Genomic DNA, 16,119 nt, shown 5'->3' on the forward strand with positions numbered 1-16,119 from the left:
CATCGCCCTCCTTGACCGCAACGGAGCACGCCCGCGATGGCCATCAAGGGGCCTGCTCGGCGAGCCATCAGCCAGCCTGAGCGTCAACAGGGAGGCGGCCGCTGTCGCGCTCGCGGTCCTCGTCGTCGGCGCCGCGCCCGAGCTCGGCGAGGTCTGACCGACGGCCGCGCCCGCGTGACCGTGGCGCCGAGTAGCGGGTACTTGAACGCAGCCTCCACCTTGTCACGCGCCCAGCTCGACCGCGGGACGGCGGACATCGGGGGAGGGTTATCCCGGCTGGACCCAAGTCCACACCTCCGAGAAGAGGCACATGTAGATCGTCGCCTCGCCCATCAACACCACGTTCATCGCCACATCCGGCACCACCTCGTTCCCGATCTCCGGCGGGATCGGCCGGTAGCCGGGGTACGTGGCCTCGATCTCCCGGGCGACCTCGCGCGCCGCCGGCTCCTCCTCGGGGATACCGGGGAGGTGGGTCCCGTAGTATGGCCCGAGCAGGGACACGTGGAAGCTGAGCGCCGTTTCGTCGGTGAGCCAGATGCGGGCCGAGTACGCCGGGTCGGCCCCCCCGGACAACAGGTGGAGCGACTCGTTCTGAAGGCCGTATCGATCCGCCAGCCTGTCAATCATGGCGTTCCACCTTGGGTACTCCGCTCGCCCGCGGTTTGCGGCTTCAACCAGGCGGCGGTGCTCCTCCGTGTCCTTGTAGACGGGCTCGCCCGGAGGCACGTGGATGCGATCGGTGTTATGCACGCCTCGCGGGTAAAATCGGTAGACTACGTCGAGCAGTTCGGAGCGAGTTATCATCATGGATTTGTCACCCTAGTGGACTGTTCGATAAGTTTTTTAACATATTCCCCGGGGTGGCGTAAGCTTCGGCATGCGAGGACGACCACCCAGGAAGATCGAGCTGTCGCAGGAGGATCGGGCGTACCTGGAGCGGCTGGTGCGCGATGGACGGACCGAGCAACGCGTGGCTCGCCGAGCTCGGGTGCTCTTGGCCATGGCAGACCCGGCGACGGTCGTGGAGGAACTGGCGACGCATGTGGAGCAGAGGCGCGAGAGCATCTGGCACCTCTGCCGTCGGTACGAAAAGGTGGGGGTTCGGGCGGTCGAGGACGCCCCTCGCGAGGGTCGGCCCCGGGCTTTTTCCCCCTCTGCAACGCGTCGGCCTCGAGATGCTCGCCTGTTGTGAGCCCGCAGGGCTCGGGCTGCACATGACGCACTGGTCGACGCGCAGCCTGGCGAAGGTGGCGGCTGAGCGTGGGCTGGTGCCGAAGATCGCGCACTCGACCGTCTCGCTGATCCTGCGTACCGCCGATCTGCAACCCCACCGTTCGCGGTACTGGAAGACGCCCACGATCGATGCCGACTTCGAGAGGAGGGTGACGCGCATCCTGTGGTGCTACGAAAGAGCCTCGGATCTAGCCGCGCGCGGCGAGCTTGTACTTTGCTTCGACGAGAAGCCGAACATCCAGGTGCTCGAACGCCGGCGACCGACGCGCCCCGTGAGGCCCGGCCAGGCCGAGCACCAGGAGTTCGAGTACATCCGGCACGGGACGGTGAACTTCGCCGCGGTCCTCGATGTGCACACGGGCAAGATGCGCGGATGGTGCCCCAACCGGAACGATAGCGAGCACCTGCGCGCGATCCTGCCCGAGTTACTCCACGAGTGCTGCGATGCGCGACGCGTGCACCTGATCTGGGACGGAGCCCCGTCCCACGTCGCACAGGAGACCACCACCCTGCTGCGTACCCTCTACCCGCACGTCCGCGTCCTCGTGACGCCGGCGCACGCCTCGTGGCTCAACCAGGCTGAGTTGCTGCTCCGCGCGTTCAGCGAGCGCTACCTGAAGCGCGGCAGCTGGAACAGCCGCCAGCAGCTCGTCGAGCACCTGGACGCGAGCTGGCGAGAGTACGACCAGCTCTACGCTCACCCGTTCAGGTGGTCCTGGACGCGGCAGAAAATGCACCGCTGGGTTGAGCGGCATGCCGCGTGATTATGTTAAAAAACTTATCGAACAGTCCACTAGCGCCGAGCCCCTTGTACTTGGATCTGAACGTCACCCGCGTCTGGTCGATGAACTTACTACAGAATATCCCCTTGGGGAGATCGTAGTCCATGCGGTTTGCGACCTCCTCCGTGATCTCCTCGCTGAGGCCGGCTGCGCGGTCTGCATCGATTGGCCCGTACATTTCAGTCCGGAGCGGCATTTCGATGGTAAAATTGCAGGACCAGCTCCTGACTGTATGCGGGATAGTGAGTTTCCTGAAATTCAGCTTAACCTTGGCCACTTGCCACCCACCGGCTTTACCCGTGCCTGGGTCATTGACGGTGGTAACAAACGTAAAGTCCGATGGATCGAAATCTACGTATATCCATGGGGCCATCCCAGGCGGCGGGCACTTCGAGCTACACGCATCGCTACAGCTCAAGATGGTCGCTCCGTCTCCCGCGATATCGCCGAATCCAGGGCAAGGGTCTTGCGGACTCGTCGGGCTCTCTGCCGGCCGTTCCGAGCTGTCGCTCGGTCTCTCCGCTTCGTCTTCGAGCTCCCACTCGTTGCACGCGATCTTGCGCCCGCTGACGTCGTACGGGCCGTCCGGCGGCTCCGCCCCGAAGTCACCGGATCCGGCGGACGTGTAGACGGGGCGTGGCTCCGAGCCTGGACCTGCACCTGCACCCGACGTTCTTTCCCCGACAGGATAGCAGTCCCCTATCGTCCAGTTGCACGCCGCCAGCGACCAAATTGAGATGGCCACGATCAACAACAGAGTTCTTCTCGCGCTCATTTGGCACTCCATCGAAGGACAGGACCAGCAACAACGACGACGGACACGTAGCCCGGCAGCACAGACTGCCCCGACCGACCCAATCCACGTTGACGTTCACCGACACCCCCAGCGGCCCAGCGATGTACGCGTTGGTCTGCGCGTGGCCGCCTACGGCCAGACCACCGACGAGGCCGCACAAGGAGATGCCGCACGCCGGCATGACGTAGAGCGCCACCGATGGCCCCGCGCTGACGTTGCCGTCCTCCCACGCGTACCCGATGTCAACCGAGGTCTGGTTGTAGATCCCTGGCCCGTCCTCCTCGGTCGGGGGTAGGATCGTGCACAGGTCGTGCACCGTGAACAGTATGTCTCGCTGGATGGGCCACGCTACGCCCGCGTGCGGCCCCACCGCGAGGCGCGGAACGGTACCGGCTTGGAACCACCCGAGGCTCACTCCGGCGCTCACCTCGGACGCTTCTACGGGCGCCGGAACAACAAGGAGCGGGAGGACAACCCCTGCTGCCCATGAGATCCGTCGCTGTGACGCCCTCACCGTCTCCCCCCGGTCGGAAGCCTTTGGCCGCTGCGCGCGCAACGCGCTGAGAACCGCAGGCCATTTCTCTGAACGTGGCGTGGGCGTCAAAGGCAAACTTCGCGGTGAAACCGGAATGCATGCGGATCGACCCGTCCCGGGCGTACACAGGGGCGCACGCGGTTACGCGGCGAGTGTTCGCCAACCAGCTGGTCGATGAACGGCCGGTCACCAGCGTCCGATGCATGCCTCGACCTTCGCGGCCGCTCCGCGCCCCCGGTCAGGTGACACGGACGGCCCCGAGCCCGAGGCATGCGGGCGTTCACCTTGTCCCCCGCGGTTGCTCCCCGCCTGGCGCCGCCCAAAGCGCGCGGCGCCCCATGCGCGCGGCGCCCCCGTGCGGGGTACCGCCGGCCTACCAGGTCAGCGGCGGCGCCGGAAGCGGAGGACGAGCGCGGCGCCCATGCCGACGAGCACGAGCAGGGCCACGAAGACCCACACCCAATCCAGGGGATCCGAGCTAAAGGAGACGGCCACCGCGCCGCATCCGGGAGAACACGCTCTTTTCATCAGGCAGCCGCTCCTCTTATCGACCGCCCCTCCGGTCCGCCGGAAGGTGCGGAGCACGCCGCGGTGCTCCTCGACGTCGCGGCCCCACTATCTGCGCGGGCGCCGTGTACGCAAGCGCGATCGCGAGTTCGCCGGCGTTCACCGCCGCGACGTGGCCGAGCTCGGCCAGGTGGACGGCGACGGCCCCGAGCTCGCGCGGCGCTTCTACCTGGAGGAAAGGATCCCCTGGCCGAGGGGCGTCCGCGCGGAGCTCGGCCAGACGGACGCACGTGTGGCCGCGGGCGTCATTCCTCCTCCTGCGTAGCGCGATCTCCAAGTCGCCGGACGCGCTGGTGAGCTGTGCCATGGTCCACCACGACCCAAGGAGCCAGCGCATCGTACGCTGTGACACCCCACACCGGCAGCGGCGCTCCTTGAGCGATTTCATCAAGGCCGTGTCGCTTTATTTGATCGCCGACAGCCGTCAACCTATAGCGAGCCTCTAGCATAGGTGGCCTGTCCGGCCTATAGGGCACACTCTCCAGCGCGGCCTCAGCCCCGCGGTGCTCGGCCCACTGGCGCAGCCGCATGGCGAGAAAGCAATCGCCGATGCGCGTCCCCCAACCGTTACGCAGCTCTTCGCCTGCCGATGAACGGTGCATAAACACGTCGGCTGGCGTCGACCAGTCTTTATCGAGGCACGCGAACAAAAGCTCGTCCACCCAAGACAGGGTGAGCGCGCTACCGTCCACCCGCGGAAAGAACGCAGCTTGGTGGGTGCCAAGCTCTACGAGATCCTTCCGCGCTCGATCTGCGCGCCTGCCCTCGGTGGACAGCACCGGAGATCGACCGGATAGCCTTCGCCAAGAGCGCGCCATATGCTGGACACGCGTCCGAGATAGAGCGCGCGCGTCGTTCAAGCCGCGGCGCGCGTCGGCCGGCTTCACGTGGACGAATCCACGGCCAAACCCATCCTCCGGCGCATCTCCCAGGACGATGACATCGAGCTCCGGGTGCTCGGGCCGATAGCGGAGCCTCCAGGCGCAGAGCGCCCACAGCATCAGCCTATCCCTCCACAACCCGGACGTCCATACGACGATTCGCTGACGCGATTTCACTGCGCTGATAAGATCGTTAAACGACGAGCAAAATCGTGCCCTTTCGCGCCCTCGCAGACTCCAATAATCGCACCGCCGCTCACAATGGTCTTCAGACTCGGACGCGCACGGCCCCTCCAGCACGTTATCACGCATGAAACGCACCGGAAGACGAAGCCCGCGCCGGACGGCTCTCCGAATGTCCTCATCTGTAGTGACGTGAATAGTCATCGAAGCCTCATCGATCGGTGCCACCCACATTCAGCATGCGCTCACCCTCATCGCCTCTGCGCTCCATCCCTGGGAGGGAGAACGGCTTCGGGCGTCAACGCCGGGCTCACCGTACGCGCAGATCCGCCAGCGCAACAGGCTGCCGAATCAACATCTCGCCATGCTCGTCCTTCAGGACAAGCGCGATCTCCTCGCCGGTCCGGTCGAGATCGATGTCCACGACGCCGTAGTTCGTGCGGTCGAACACCTCGCTGATGAGATAGCGATCGATGCCCCTCCCCAGCTGAGGCTCGTTCCAGGGCGCGTTCGCGAGGGGGCTCGACGTGAGCTCCCAGAATTCGGGCCCCGCGCGCCCGCCGACGTCGCGCCCGGGCACGTGGATGAGGTTCGCCATGTGGAGGTCGCCGCTCACGAAGACCACGCCCTGGATGTCGTTGGATTCGATGAAAGAGAGGATCTCTTCGAGCTCGCCGGGCGCGTCGGTGCGGAAGCTGTCCCAGCCGTTTTTGACCGGGTGCTCGGGGAGCACCTGCGTGGGCGAGGCGATGATCTTCACGGGCGCGGCGCTCTCGCGGAGGCCTGTGAGGAGCCAATCGAGCTGGGCGCGACCGAGGATCTCCGCCCCGGCGACGCGCTTGTGGTAGCGCGAGTCCGGGAGGAAGATCTCGGCGGGCCCCATCCGGACGGAGGAGAAGACCCCGGGGACGTCGGGCAGCCCGAAGCGGGCCTGCGCCCAGCAGCGCCGAAACGCGCGCAGCGAGGTGCCCTTGCCCTCGTAGCGGCCGTCCGCGTCGTTCGGGCCGAAGTCGTGGTCGTCCCAGATGCCGAGCACAGGGACCTCGGCCAAGAGCCTCCGGATCGCATCGCTATTGCGATTCCGGAGGTGCGTAAGCATCAGCGTGTGCTCGGAGCGGGCGTCGAGATCGGCGCAGTAGGACGTGTCGCCGATCATCAAGAAGACGTCGGCGCCCTCGCGCGCGATGGCGTCGAAGATGGTGAGCCGCGCGTTCGAATGGTCCCAGAAGCACGAGCCGTACGCGATCTTGAGCCTGCGCGCGCCCGCCTCGGGCGCGGTGCGGAGCTGATGGCGATCGGTGCGGCCGTTCTCGCTCGAGATCTCGTAGCGGTAGCGCTGGCCAGGGCGCAGGCCCGTGACGTGGAAGGCGGCGCAGAGCCACTCGGCTCGCTCGGGCGAAAGCGCGGCGCCGATCTCCTCACCGTCATCGGACAAGAACGAGATCGAGAGCGGGGAGGTGTCCCTCGCCTGGATCCAGATGCGCGCCTCCGTCTCGGAGACCTCGCCGGCCATCGGGCCTGCGAGGAGCGGGCCTCCCGGATGGCTGTTCCATCCGCCCGGATTGCCGCCCTCCGCCTCGGACGGGAGCTCGAGCCGCACGCCGTTCCATGGCCCGTCCCAGCCCGTCGAGCCCGCGTATTTCCACGAGCCACCGAACGTATTGTCGCTGTCATCGATGGTGAGCTCGAACGAGCCCTCCTTGCCGTGCTCGGGCTCGAACCACCGGCCCCGGGCCACGCCCTCCTCGAGCTCGCCCTCGACGCGGCCGCCCTTGTGCGTGTACGTGCCGCGGACAGCGCTGCCGCTCTGCGTGATGGTCAGCGTCCCGAAGGTCGTCGTCCAGATCCCTGCGAAGCGGGGCATACGGCGCTCCGCCCCGCGGCCCGGGAAGAGCTCGGCCACGAGGGTCTCCTTCCAGGGGTCGCCCTGGGGAGCGGCCCGTCGCCGTCATGACACCATGCGCGTGGGCCCCTGTAAACTCGCTGGCGGTGGGTCGCTCCGCGCTTCGCGATCCGCCGGCGAGCTAGCCGCCGCCGACGGCGATCGGCCCCTCCTCCGGCTCGGCGGCAGCGGCGGCGGCGATCGTCCGGCGCAGCAAGGGGCCGATGGTCAGGCCCTGCACCACGATGGAGACGACCACCACGACATAGGTGATGGTCAGCACCATCTCGCGCTCCGGAACGTGCGTGCCATCCGCGAGCTTTCCGGGGATGGAGAGCGCGAGGGCCACCGAGACGCCGCCGCGCAGGCCGCCCCAGGTGAGGATGCGGATCGCCCCCGGGGTGAAGACCCTGCGCCTCTTCATGAGGCTCACCGGCAGCGCGACCGCGATGAACCGCGCGAGCAGCACGACCGGAAACGCGAGCAGCCCCGCGAGCAGCGACTGGGCGTCGAACGCGACGATCAAGAGCTCGAGGCCGATCAAGACGAACAGCACCGCGTTCAGGATCTCGTCCATCAGCTCCCAGAAGTCGTCCAGGTGCTCGCGGGTCTTCTCGCTCATGGCGCCGGCGCGCGCCTCGTTCCCGATGAAGAGCCCGGCCACCACCATGGCGATGGGGCCGGAGACATGGAGCGCGTACGCCAGGGCGTAGCCGCCCGCCGCGGTCGCCAGCGAGAGCAAGACCTCGACCTTGTAGTCGTCGACCTTGCGCAGCATGGCGAGCGTCACGAAGCCGAGCGCGAGGCCGTACAGCACGCCGCCGATCGCCTCCTGGACGAACAGCAGCGAGAGCCGCTGCAGATCGAGGCCCGACGTCCCCGACGCGATCTCCAGGAGCCCGATAAACGCCACCACCGCCACGCCGTCGTTGAAGAGCGACTCCCCGGCTATCTTCATCTCGAGCTCCTTCGGCGCCCCCACGTGCTTGAGGACCCCGAGCACCGCGATGGGATCGGTGGGGGAGATGAGCGCGCCGAAGAGCAAGCAGTACACCGGCCGGATGTGCACGCCCATCAGCGTCATGAGGGCGTAGGTCATGCCGCCCACCAGCACGGTGGACATGAGCACACCCCCGGTGGCCAGGACGCCGATGACGACCCGCTGCTTCTTCAGATCCGCCAGGTTGACGTGCAACGCGGCGGCAAACAGCAGGAAACCGAGCATCCCCTGCATCAACGTCTTGTTGAAATCGATGCCCGAGAGGTGCTTCTTCGCCTCGGCCTCCACCTCCGGAAACAGCTCTCCGATGGCCACCATGACGAGGGACGTCGTCATCGCGATCAGCATCAACCCGATCGTGGTCGGCAGCCTGAGGAAACGATGGTTGAAGAAGCTGAAGACCGCGGTGAGCGAGAGCAACGCCGCCGAGACTTGGAATAGATCCATGCTCCCAGGCTTACAGACCGCCGCGCGTCGGCTCGAGCGAGGCGCGGCGCAGTCCGGAGAAAATGTTGGACGTCAAAATATACCTGAGGTGAAGAAAATCCAAGCTGATTCAAAATGTCAAGCCTCGACCGCGGGACCTGCGTCGGGCTGTCCGAACGGCTGCCGAGCAGCTGGCACCGCCGATGCGCCGCAGGCTCTGCTCCGCGGCGCAGGGCGTCATTCCTCCTCCGCCGCGCCGCCCGCCAGCACCGTCTCCCCACCTCTCTTGCCAAGCTCGATGACCCGGCAGGGCGTCGCCTTCCGGATCCGCTCCGCCAGGGGGCGCGAGTGCGTCGTGATCCACAGCTGACTCCGGGACGCCGCGTGCACGAGCAAATCCCCGAGCGGCCCGAGCAGATCCGGATGCAGGCTCGTCTCCGGCTCGTTCAGCGCCATCAGCAGCGGAGGCCTCGGGCTCAAGAGCGCCGCCAGCAGGCAGAGATACCGCGCCGTGCCGTCCGAGAACTCGCGGGCGTCGAGCGGCCGCGACATCCCGGGCAACCCGAGCTCGACGCGGAACCGCCCCTGCGTCGAGGAGACCTCGAGCGACGCGCCCGGGAACGCGCTGGAGACGGCATCCCGCAAGGCGCCCCTGTCGCCGATATCGAGGATCGTCGCCAGCGCCGCGGCGAGATCGTGGCCATCGGTGCTGAGCACCGGCGTCCGCACCCCGACCTGCTCCACCCGGAGCGGCGCGCCGGCGTCGGTGCGGAAGTGGTGATAGAACCGGAAGTTCATCAGCTTTTGCCGCACCACCGAGAGCAACGGAAAGCGGTGCGGCTCCACCACCTGCGACAGCACCGACTCCGAGCCCCAGAGCGAGAAGGGAAAGGTCACGCGGTGGCCGTCCACGTCGCGCGCGAAGGCCGAGCCGGCGGCCCGCTCCAGCATCGGCAGGCGGCGGCGCTTGTCGAGCAGCCAGAGGTTCTCTTCCTTGATGTCCGGGTCCAGCTGGAACGGCCCTGCGGGCGGCGGCGTCAGCCCGCACTGAAGCTCGTAGACGAGCTGATCCAGCCGCACCCGCAGCGTCATCCGCACCGGGCCTTTGCTGCGCTGGCCGGCCCAGAGCACAGACGGCATCCCCCCCTCCTCGGCCAGGGTGCGCGCGAAGCTCCCGCTCGCCGCGGCGCCGAGCAGCACCATGGTGCGATAGAGGTTGGTCTTGCCGACGCCGTTCGGTCCGACGATGATATTGACCTGCGCGAGGGGGAGGGTCAGCTCTCGGATCGAGCGATATCCCGCGACGTGGAGCTCCTGGACCGTCATCCCGCCCAGGATAGCCCATCGTGGTCCGGCCGCGCCGAGCTCGCCTCCCCTTCGCCTCCCGCGACGCCGGCCCCTGGCGACGGTCCTCGTCCTGCTGCGATCGCGACCCCAGCTCGCCGACGAGGTGGCCCAGCCCGATCCCCATGGCGCTGCGCAGCATCCGGGCCTTGAGGCGCAGCGCCGATCCGTGGGACTCTCCGTGGGTGAGGTCACAGATGCGACGGTCTGGACAGACCTGGCCCGGCGGCTTCGGTTGACCCATCGACGAATCGTTGTGCAGACCGATGCAGGTCGCCGAGTCGTTCGGCTTGGGCAGCTCGCCACCAGCAGTTGAGGGATTCACGTGATCAGCTTGCGGACCTTGACGTCTGACGATTGGGCTACCTGGCGCGACGTCCGGCTGCGCGCGCTCGCGGACGCTCCCCATGCTTTCGGCTCGACGCTCGAGGAATGGGAAAACGCATCCGACGAGCGCTGGCGGGCGCGCCTGGAGCTGCCTGGTTCCCACAACCTCGTGGCCTACGTCGACGGCGAGCCGGTCGGCATGGCCACAGGCGCGCCTCTCGGAGGCACCTACGAGCTGATCAGCATGTGGGTAGCGCCGGAGGTGCGCGGCCGCGGCGTCGGAGACGCGCTGGTCGAGGAGATCCTGCGGTGGGCACGCGAGCAGGGCGCACGTGAGCTCCGCCTCGACGTGAAGGAGCACAACCTCAGCGCCATCTCGTTGTACGTCCGCCACGGATTCATCGACGTGGGTCCGTCGCGCGAATCGGGCGAGCGAGCCATGATGAAGCGCGTGTGAGTCGATGATCGATCTGGCGGTCGCGTCCAGCGACGGCTACACAAAGCGCGGGTGCACGGAAGGCGTGTCACCATCTGCCGGCGAGGCGCGTCAGGCATCTGAAGGCGTCGAAGGAGTCAGGTGCAATGAGAGAACCGGAACGGGTGAGGTTTGAGATTGAAGGTGCCGAAGTGGCGGTCCGCCTGGCAGGCGATCGGGAGAAGCCGGCGCTCCTTCTGATCCACGGTTTTCCAAGCTCCTCGGAGTCGTTTCGGAACGTGATCGGCACTCTCGCACGGGACTGCTTCGTGATCGCTCCGGACCTTCCGGGGTTCGGAGGCTCCGAGCCGATCGAGCGGCCCTCATTCTCGCGTTTCGCGGACATCATCGACGCATTGCTCGCGCGGCTCGGGGCCGAGTCCTTCCACCTCTACCTCCACGATTTTGGAGCGCCGGTGGGGCTTCATCTCGCCACGCGCGCGCCGCGCAGGATACGCAGCCTCATCGTCCAGAACGCCAATGCCCATGAGAGCGGGATGGGGCCGCAGTGGTCGGCGACCAGAGCCTATTGGGACGATCCCACGCCGGAGCGGGAAGCTGAGGCGACCGCGCACCTGACCCTCGAAGGGACGCGCGACCAATATGTGGGCGGCGTGCCCCGGGACATCGCGGAGCGCATCGATGCCCGGCTGTGGGAGGAGGACTGGCGCATCATGTCGCTCCCCGGCCGGCTCGAGACGCAGCGCGCGCTGGTGCTCGACTATCGCAGCCATTTCGCGCGGTTCGGGGAGATCGCCGATTATCTCGATCGCTGGCAGCCCCCGGCGCTGATGGTATGGGGTCGGCACGATGTCTTCTTCGGCCTCGAGGAGACCCTCTCCTGGATGAAGGCGCTCCCGCGCATGGAGGCGCACGTCCTCGACGGGCCGCATTTTCTGCTCGAGACCCATCCGGCCGAATGCGCCGCGTTGATGAGCGCCTTCATCGGGCGCACGGAGGGACGGCGTTAGAGACGAGCACGGGTGACGAGAGGCGAGCACGACCGACGAATGACACGCATGTAGGAATGACACGCATGTAGACGGAGCTGTGCCTCGCGAGGGTCCTCCTCGCTCGGGATCCCCGCAGCCGCCGCGCCCGAGCGCCTCGCTACTCGCGCCGCGGCGGGGCCGGCCGGCGCCGCGTCGCCGCCTCGGTGGCGAACGGCCGCTCGCCGAGGCGCAGCGCGCTCCGCTGCTCGGGCGCCAGCCGCTTCACCGCCGCCCGGAAGTCCTCCCGGGCCAGCCGGAGGCGGTTCTGGGCCGTGTTCTCGTTGATCTGGAGCTCCCGGGCGATCTCCACGACCGGGATGTCGAGCATGTCGTGCATCACCAGCATGACGCGCCGCTGCGGGACGAGGCTCGCGAGCAGCAGGTCGATCACCTCGGCCCGCTCCGTCGCTTCCACCCGCAGCTCCAGGCGAGGGCGCTGGTCGACCCCGGCGAAGATCGCGCTGCTCTGCAGGCCCGCCGGGATCTCGCGGCGCCGGAACGCCCGCTGCCGGTAGTGGGTCACCTGCCGCCACGCGAACCCGTAGAGCCACCGGTACACCGGGTCCCACGCCCGCCGCGCCCGCAGCTTGCTCACGTAGGGGAGGACCGCGCTGAACGGCACCGGCTCGCCGCCGGGGACCTCATCCTCGTCGCTCAACCCCAGGGCGGCGCGCAGCAGGCGGCTCGCGTCGAAGCTGCCCAGACGGCGGTAGGCAGCCATGAGGATGTCGTGCAGGACGTCCTCGAGATCATCGGCGTCCACGCCATAGCTGCGGAGCGTCCGGCGAAGGAAGGGAGCCCCCACCTCGTACACCACAGCGAAGCTGCGTTGTTTGGCGCGGAGGGCATCATCGGGTTGAGATTCCACATATAAGTTTTACGAACCCTCTTTCCGAGTCATTTGGGATCCCGCCCCCTCGACGCAAAAACTCCGGGTTTTGCCGCTTATTTTTGTGGGTCGCGCGCGACTCCCACCGAGCGACTCCCGCCCGCCCCGGCGCGCCAGCCCCCATGTCGCCTCCGAAAATTCGATGCTTGGCCATCCGAATTCGTGATCAGCCGGCGGACGTCGCGCAATTTGCGCGTTTTGCCCGGGAAAATGCGACCGGCGCCCGCCGGCGCCCCCCCCGGCGCGCCGGCCTCGGCCGCGCGCTCGCCGCCTTCCAGCGCCTCGGCGGCGAGCGCGCGCCTGCCGGGCTCGACGGCAAATCCCCCCAGCGCCCGACCCCGCGGGCGCCGCCCCGCCCCTCAGGCGCCCCCCAGGCGCCGCCCCGCAGCGCCGCCCCGCAGCGCCGCCCCGCCCCTCAGGCGCCCCGCAGGCGCCGCCCCGCAGCGCCGCCCCGCCCCTCAGGCCCCGCGTAGACGCCCCGCAGGCGCCCGGCGGACGCGCCCGCGCCCCCCGGCCCGCCCGCAGCCGCGGAAGCGCCGCGCCGGCCCGCCAGCGCCGCCCGGGCCGCCCCCTTGCCGACCGCTCCCCCGGCCCGTAGGGTGACGGCGCCGTGCCCCTCCTCCAGCTCCGCCGCAATGCCGGCGCCGCCCCCCGCGACCTCACCGCCTTCCTGCCGACGACCCGGGAGGAGATGCGCGCGCGGGGCTGGGACGCGCTCGACATCCTGATCGTCAACGGCGACGCCTACGTCGACCACCCCGCGTTCGGCGCGGCGATCATCGGCCGCTTCCTCGAGGGCCGCGGCTTCCGTGTCGGAATCATCTCCCAGCCCCGCTACCAGGACCCGAGCGACCTGCTGCGGATGGGCGTCCCCCGGCTCATGGTCGGGGTCACCGCCGGCAACCTCGACTCGATGCTGAACAAGCTCACCGCCCAGAAGAAGGTCCGCAGCGAGGACCAGTACTCGCCGGGCGGGCAGGTGGGCCTCCGCCCCAACCGGGCCTCCATCGTCTACGCCAACCTCTGCCGGCAAGCGTTCCCGGGCGTCCCCATCGTCCTCGGCGGCATCGAGGCGTCCCTCCGCCGCATCGCCCACTACGACTACTGGTCCGACCAGGTCCGCCGCTCGGTCCTGCTCGACGCCAAGGCCGACCTGCTCATCTACGGCATGGGCGAGAAGGCCGTCTGGGAAGTCGCCGACCGCCTCCGCCGCGGCGAGCCCGTCCGCTCGATCCGCGACGTCCGCGGCACCGCCCTCCCCCTGCGCAAGGGCGAATGGGAGCAGATCGAAGGCTCACGTTACGTCTCGGACGGAAAACCCGTGATCCTCCCCAGCTACGAGGAGGTGGCGGCGGATCGGCGCGTGTTCGCGGAGATGTCGCGGGCGTTCCAATTCGAGACGAACCCCGGCAATGCGCGCCCGCTGCTCCAGCCGCACGGCGCCGAGGCGGTGTACTTCAACCCGCCCGCCTTCCCGCTGGAGACGGGGCAGATGGACGCGCTCTACGACCTGCCGTTCACGCGGGTGCCGCACTGGTCGTACGACGCGCCGATCCCGGCGTACGAGACGGTGAAGCACTCGGTCGTCACGATGCGGGGCTGCTTCGGCGGCTGCACGTTCTGCTCGATCACCGAGCACGAGGGCCGGGTGATCCAGTCGCGCTCGGCGGAGAGCATCCTGCGCGAGGTGCGGGCGCTCCGGCGCATGGACGGCTTCCGCGGCGTGCTCAGCGACCTCGGCGGGCCGACCGCGAACATGTACCAGATGCGCTGCAAGGACGAGGCGATCGAGAACGCCTGCCGGCGGCTCTCGTGCGTCCACCCCGAGATCTGCGAGAACCTGAACACCGACCACGGCCCGCTGCTCCAGCTGATGAAGGCGGTGCGCGAGGAGGAAGGGGTCAAGAAGGTCTTCATCGCCTCCGGCGTGCGCTACGACCTCGCCGAGCGGTCGCCCGAGTTCATCGAGGAGCTCGCCGCGCACCACACGGGCGGCCAGCTCTCGGTCGCCCCCGAGCACAACAAGAAGGACGTGCTCGACAAGATGAAGAAGCCGGGCATCGAGAGCTACGAGCGCTTCGCCGAGCAGTTCCGGTGCGCGAGCGAGGAGGCGGGGAAGAACCAGTTCCTCGTGCCCTACTTCATCTCGGGGCACCCCGGCTCGACGCTCCGCGACATGGTCGACCTCGCCGTGTACCTGAAGAGGAACGGGATGCGGCCGCGCCAGGTGCAGGACTTCATCCCGACGCCGATGTCGATGGCCGCGTGCATGTACCACACCGGGATCGACCCGCTCACGCGCGAGCCGGTGTACACGGCGAAGGACCTGCGCGAGAAGAAGCTCCAGAAGGCGCTGCTGCTCTACTGGGACCCGGCGCACCACGACGAGGCGCGCGAGGCCTTGATCAAGGCGGGCCGCGGTGATCTCATCGGGACGAAGCCGCACTGCCTCGTACCGCCGGCGGCCGGCAAGGGCGCGCCGCCGCGCTACCTCGCCAAGGTCCGCGGGGAGCGCCGGGGGAAGCCAGCCGATGCGACACACCGCCGAAATCGATAAAGATCGAGCCTTCGCCGCAAAGCTCGGCGACCGCAGCCTGTTCCCGCACCTCGCGCCGCTCGTCTACGTGAACCACGCGGGCATCTCGCCGCCGTCGCGGCCGGTGCGCCTCGCGGTGATGGCGCTGCTCGACGACTACGCCGCGCAGGGGGCGGCCGCGTTCCCGGCGTGGAGCGCGCAGCGGCTCCGCCTGCGGGAGAAGCTCGGCCGGCTGGTCGGGGCGGAGGCGCCGGCCGACGAGATCGCGCTGGTCCAGAGCACGACGCGCGGGCTCACCGACATCGCCCTGTGCTTCCCCTGGCGGCCGCGCGACCGGGTGATCCTCTTCGAGGGGGAGTTCCCGGCGAACGTGACCCCGTGGCAGCGCGCGGCCGAGCTCTTCGGCCTGGAGACCGTCTTCCTGCCGCTCGGCGGCTTCGCGGACGGCAGCGGCTCGGGCCTCGCCCGGCTCGAGGCCGAGCTCCGGCGCGGCGCGCGGCTCGTCGCGGTGAGCGCGGTGCAGTTCCAGACGGGGCTGCGGATGCCGCTCGCCGCGATCGGCGCGCTCTGCCGCGCGCACGGCGCCGAGCTGTGCGTGGACGCCGTGCAGGCGGTCGGCGCGACGCCGGTGGACGTCGGGGCGGCCGGGGTCGATTACCTCGCGTGCGGCGGCCACAAGTGGATGATGGGGCTGGAGGGCACGGGCTTTCTGTACATCCGCCGCGAGCGCCTGCAGGCGCTCCGGCCGTCGGTGGCGGGCTGGCTGAGCCACGAGGACGGCGTGAGCTTCCTGTTCCAGGGCCCGGGCAAGCTCCGGTACGACCGGCCGATCCGGCAGCGCGCCGACTACGTGGAGGGGGGCAACCTCAACGCCGCGGGCTACGCGGGGCTCGAGGCGGCGGTGGACCTGATCCTGCAGATCGGGGTCGAGCGGATCCACGAGCACGCGAACCGCTTCCTCGATCCGCTCGAGGAGGCGCTGCGGGAGCGCGGCTGGGAGAGCCTCCGGCCGGCGGATCCGGCGCTGCGGGCGTGCTCGCTCGGGGTGAGGCCGCCGGGCGGCGCCTCGGTGGTGGAGCTCTACCGCGAGCTCACCCGGCTCGGGATCGCCTGCGCGATCCCGGACGGCGTGGTGCGCTTCTCGCCGCACTGGCCGAACGCGCTGGACGAGTGGGAGCAGGTGCTGCTCTCGGCGGACGAGGCGCTCGCGCGGGTGCGGAAGGGGTGAGCGGGCGGCGCGAGCAGCGCCGGCCGCGGGCGGCCGGCGC

Annotated in this window: 11 protein-coding genes; 5 read left to right on the forward strand and 6 right to left on the reverse strand. The window is 68.8% G+C overall.

Features of this window, described 5'->3' with window-relative positions; translation table 11 throughout:
* Nucleotides 1-267: 267 nt before the first annotated feature.
* Nucleotides 268-630, reverse strand: a complete 363-nt coding sequence (locus WME98_RS17455) for a hypothetical protein (protein WP_437952326.1) — start codon at nt 628-630, stop codon at nt 268-270.
* 548 nt (nt 631-1,178) lie between these two features.
* Between WME98_RS17455 and WME98_RS17460 the strand changes: the two genes are divergently transcribed.
* A complete protein-coding gene (locus WME98_RS17460) occupies nt 1,179-2,000 on the forward strand; it encodes an IS630 family transposase (RefSeq protein ID WP_437948501.1) in 822 nt (273 codons plus the stop codon).
* Here the strand turns inward: WME98_RS17460 and WME98_RS17465 are convergent.
* The 4 genes from WME98_RS17465 to WME98_RS17480 all read right to left on the reverse strand — a co-directional run bounded on the left by WME98_RS17465 (nt 1,942) and on the right by WME98_RS17480 (nt 9,614).
* The gene (locus WME98_RS17465; protein ID WP_437952328.1) at nt 1,942-2,793 is read right to left on the reverse strand and encodes a hypothetical protein; all 852 of its coding nucleotides are present in this window, start codon (nt 2,791-2,793) and stop codon (nt 1,942-1,944) included. The genes WME98_RS17460 and WME98_RS17465 overlap by 59 nt on opposite strands.
* A 2,497-nt stretch (nt 2,794-5,290) precedes the next feature.
* On the reverse strand, nt 5,291-6,883 hold the full coding sequence (locus WME98_RS17470) for an alkaline phosphatase D family protein (RefSeq protein ID WP_437952330.1): 1,593 nt from the start codon (nt 6,881-6,883) through the stop codon (nt 5,291-5,293).
* A 121-nt stretch (nt 6,884-7,004) separates the two neighbouring features.
* A complete protein-coding gene (locus WME98_RS17475) occupies nt 7,005-8,309 on the reverse strand; it encodes a cation:proton antiporter (RefSeq protein WP_437952332.1) in 1,305 nt (434 codons plus the stop codon).
* 216 nt (nt 8,310-8,525) lie between these two features.
* The gene (locus WME98_RS17480) at nt 8,526-9,614 is read right to left on the reverse strand and encodes an AAA family ATPase (RefSeq protein ID WP_437952334.1); all 1,089 of its coding nucleotides are present in this window, start codon (nt 9,612-9,614) and stop codon (nt 8,526-8,528) included.
* Between the two features lie 361 nt (nt 9,615-9,975).
* Between WME98_RS17480 and WME98_RS17485 the strand changes: the two genes are divergently transcribed.
* Together WME98_RS17485 and WME98_RS17490 are read left to right on the forward strand one after the other, a co-directional pair.
* A complete protein-coding gene (locus tag WME98_RS17485) occupies nt 9,976-10,416 on the forward strand; it encodes a GNAT family N-acetyltransferase (protein ID WP_437952336.1) in 441 nt (146 codons plus the stop codon).
* Nucleotides 10,417-10,541: 125 nt separating this feature from the next.
* Nucleotides 10,542-11,405 (forward strand): alpha/beta fold hydrolase, encoded by an 864-nt coding sequence (locus WME98_RS17490; RefSeq protein ID WP_437952337.1) that lies wholly within the window; start codon nt 10,542-10,544, stop codon nt 11,403-11,405.
* Nucleotides 11,406-11,544: 139 nt separating this feature from the next.
* Here WME98_RS17490 and WME98_RS17495 read toward each other — a convergent pair whose 3' ends face one another.
* The gene (locus tag WME98_RS17495) at nt 11,545-12,231 is read right to left on the reverse strand and encodes an RNA polymerase sigma factor (protein ID WP_437952338.1); all 687 of its coding nucleotides are present in this window, start codon (nt 12,229-12,231) and stop codon (nt 11,545-11,547) included.
* A 694-nt stretch (nt 12,232-12,925) separates the two neighbouring features.
* Here WME98_RS17495 and WME98_RS17500 point away from each other — a divergent pair.
* Both WME98_RS17500 and WME98_RS17505 read left to right on the forward strand, forming a co-directional pair.
* Nucleotides 12,926-14,872 carry a YgiQ family radical SAM protein gene (locus WME98_RS17500; RefSeq protein ID WP_437952339.1) on the forward strand — a complete coding sequence of 649 codons (1,947 nt, stop codon included), beginning with the start codon at nt 12,926-12,928 and terminating at the stop codon, nt 14,870-14,872.
* On the forward strand, nt 14,847-16,079 hold the full coding sequence (locus WME98_RS17505) for an aminotransferase class V-fold PLP-dependent enzyme (protein ID WP_437952340.1): 1,233 nt from the start codon (nt 14,847-14,849) through the stop codon (nt 16,077-16,079). The genes WME98_RS17500 and WME98_RS17505 overlap by 26 nt, the downstream gene beginning before the upstream one ends.
* Nucleotides 16,080-16,119: the final 40 nt, after the last annotated feature.

It is taken from the genome of Sorangium sp. So ce296 (genome assembly GCF_051529605.1).
Classification (GTDB): Bacteria; Myxococcota_A; Polyangia; order Polyangiales; family Polyangiaceae; genus Sorangium; species Sorangium cellulosum_D.

Coding starts and splice junctions, on each gene's coding strand:
- WME98_RS17460 (WP_437948501.1), top strand. CDS start 1,179: ATGCTCGCCTGTTGTGAGCCCGCAGGGCTCGGGCTGCACATGACGCAC.
- WME98_RS17475 (WP_437952332.1), bottom strand. CDS start 8,309: ATGGATCTATTCCAAGTCTCGGCGGCGTTGCTCTCGCTCACCGCGGTC.
- WME98_RS17505 (WP_437952340.1), top strand. CDS start 14,847: ATGCGACACACCGCCGAAATCGATAAAGATCGAGCCTTCGCCGCAAAG.
- WME98_RS17465 (WP_437952328.1), bottom strand. CDS start 2,793: ATGAGCGCGAGAAGAACTCTGTTGTTGATCGTGGCCATCTCAATTTGG.
- WME98_RS17455 (WP_437952326.1), bottom strand. CDS start 630: ATGATTGACAGGCTGGCGGATCGATACGGCCTTCAGAACGAGTCGCTC.
- WME98_RS17480 (WP_437952334.1), bottom strand. CDS start 9,614: ATGACGGTCCAGGAGCTCCACGTCGCGGGATATCGCTCGATCCGAGAG.
- WME98_RS17490 (WP_437952337.1), top strand. CDS start 10,542: ATGAGAGAACCGGAACGGGTGAGGTTTGAGATTGAAGGTGCCGAAGTG.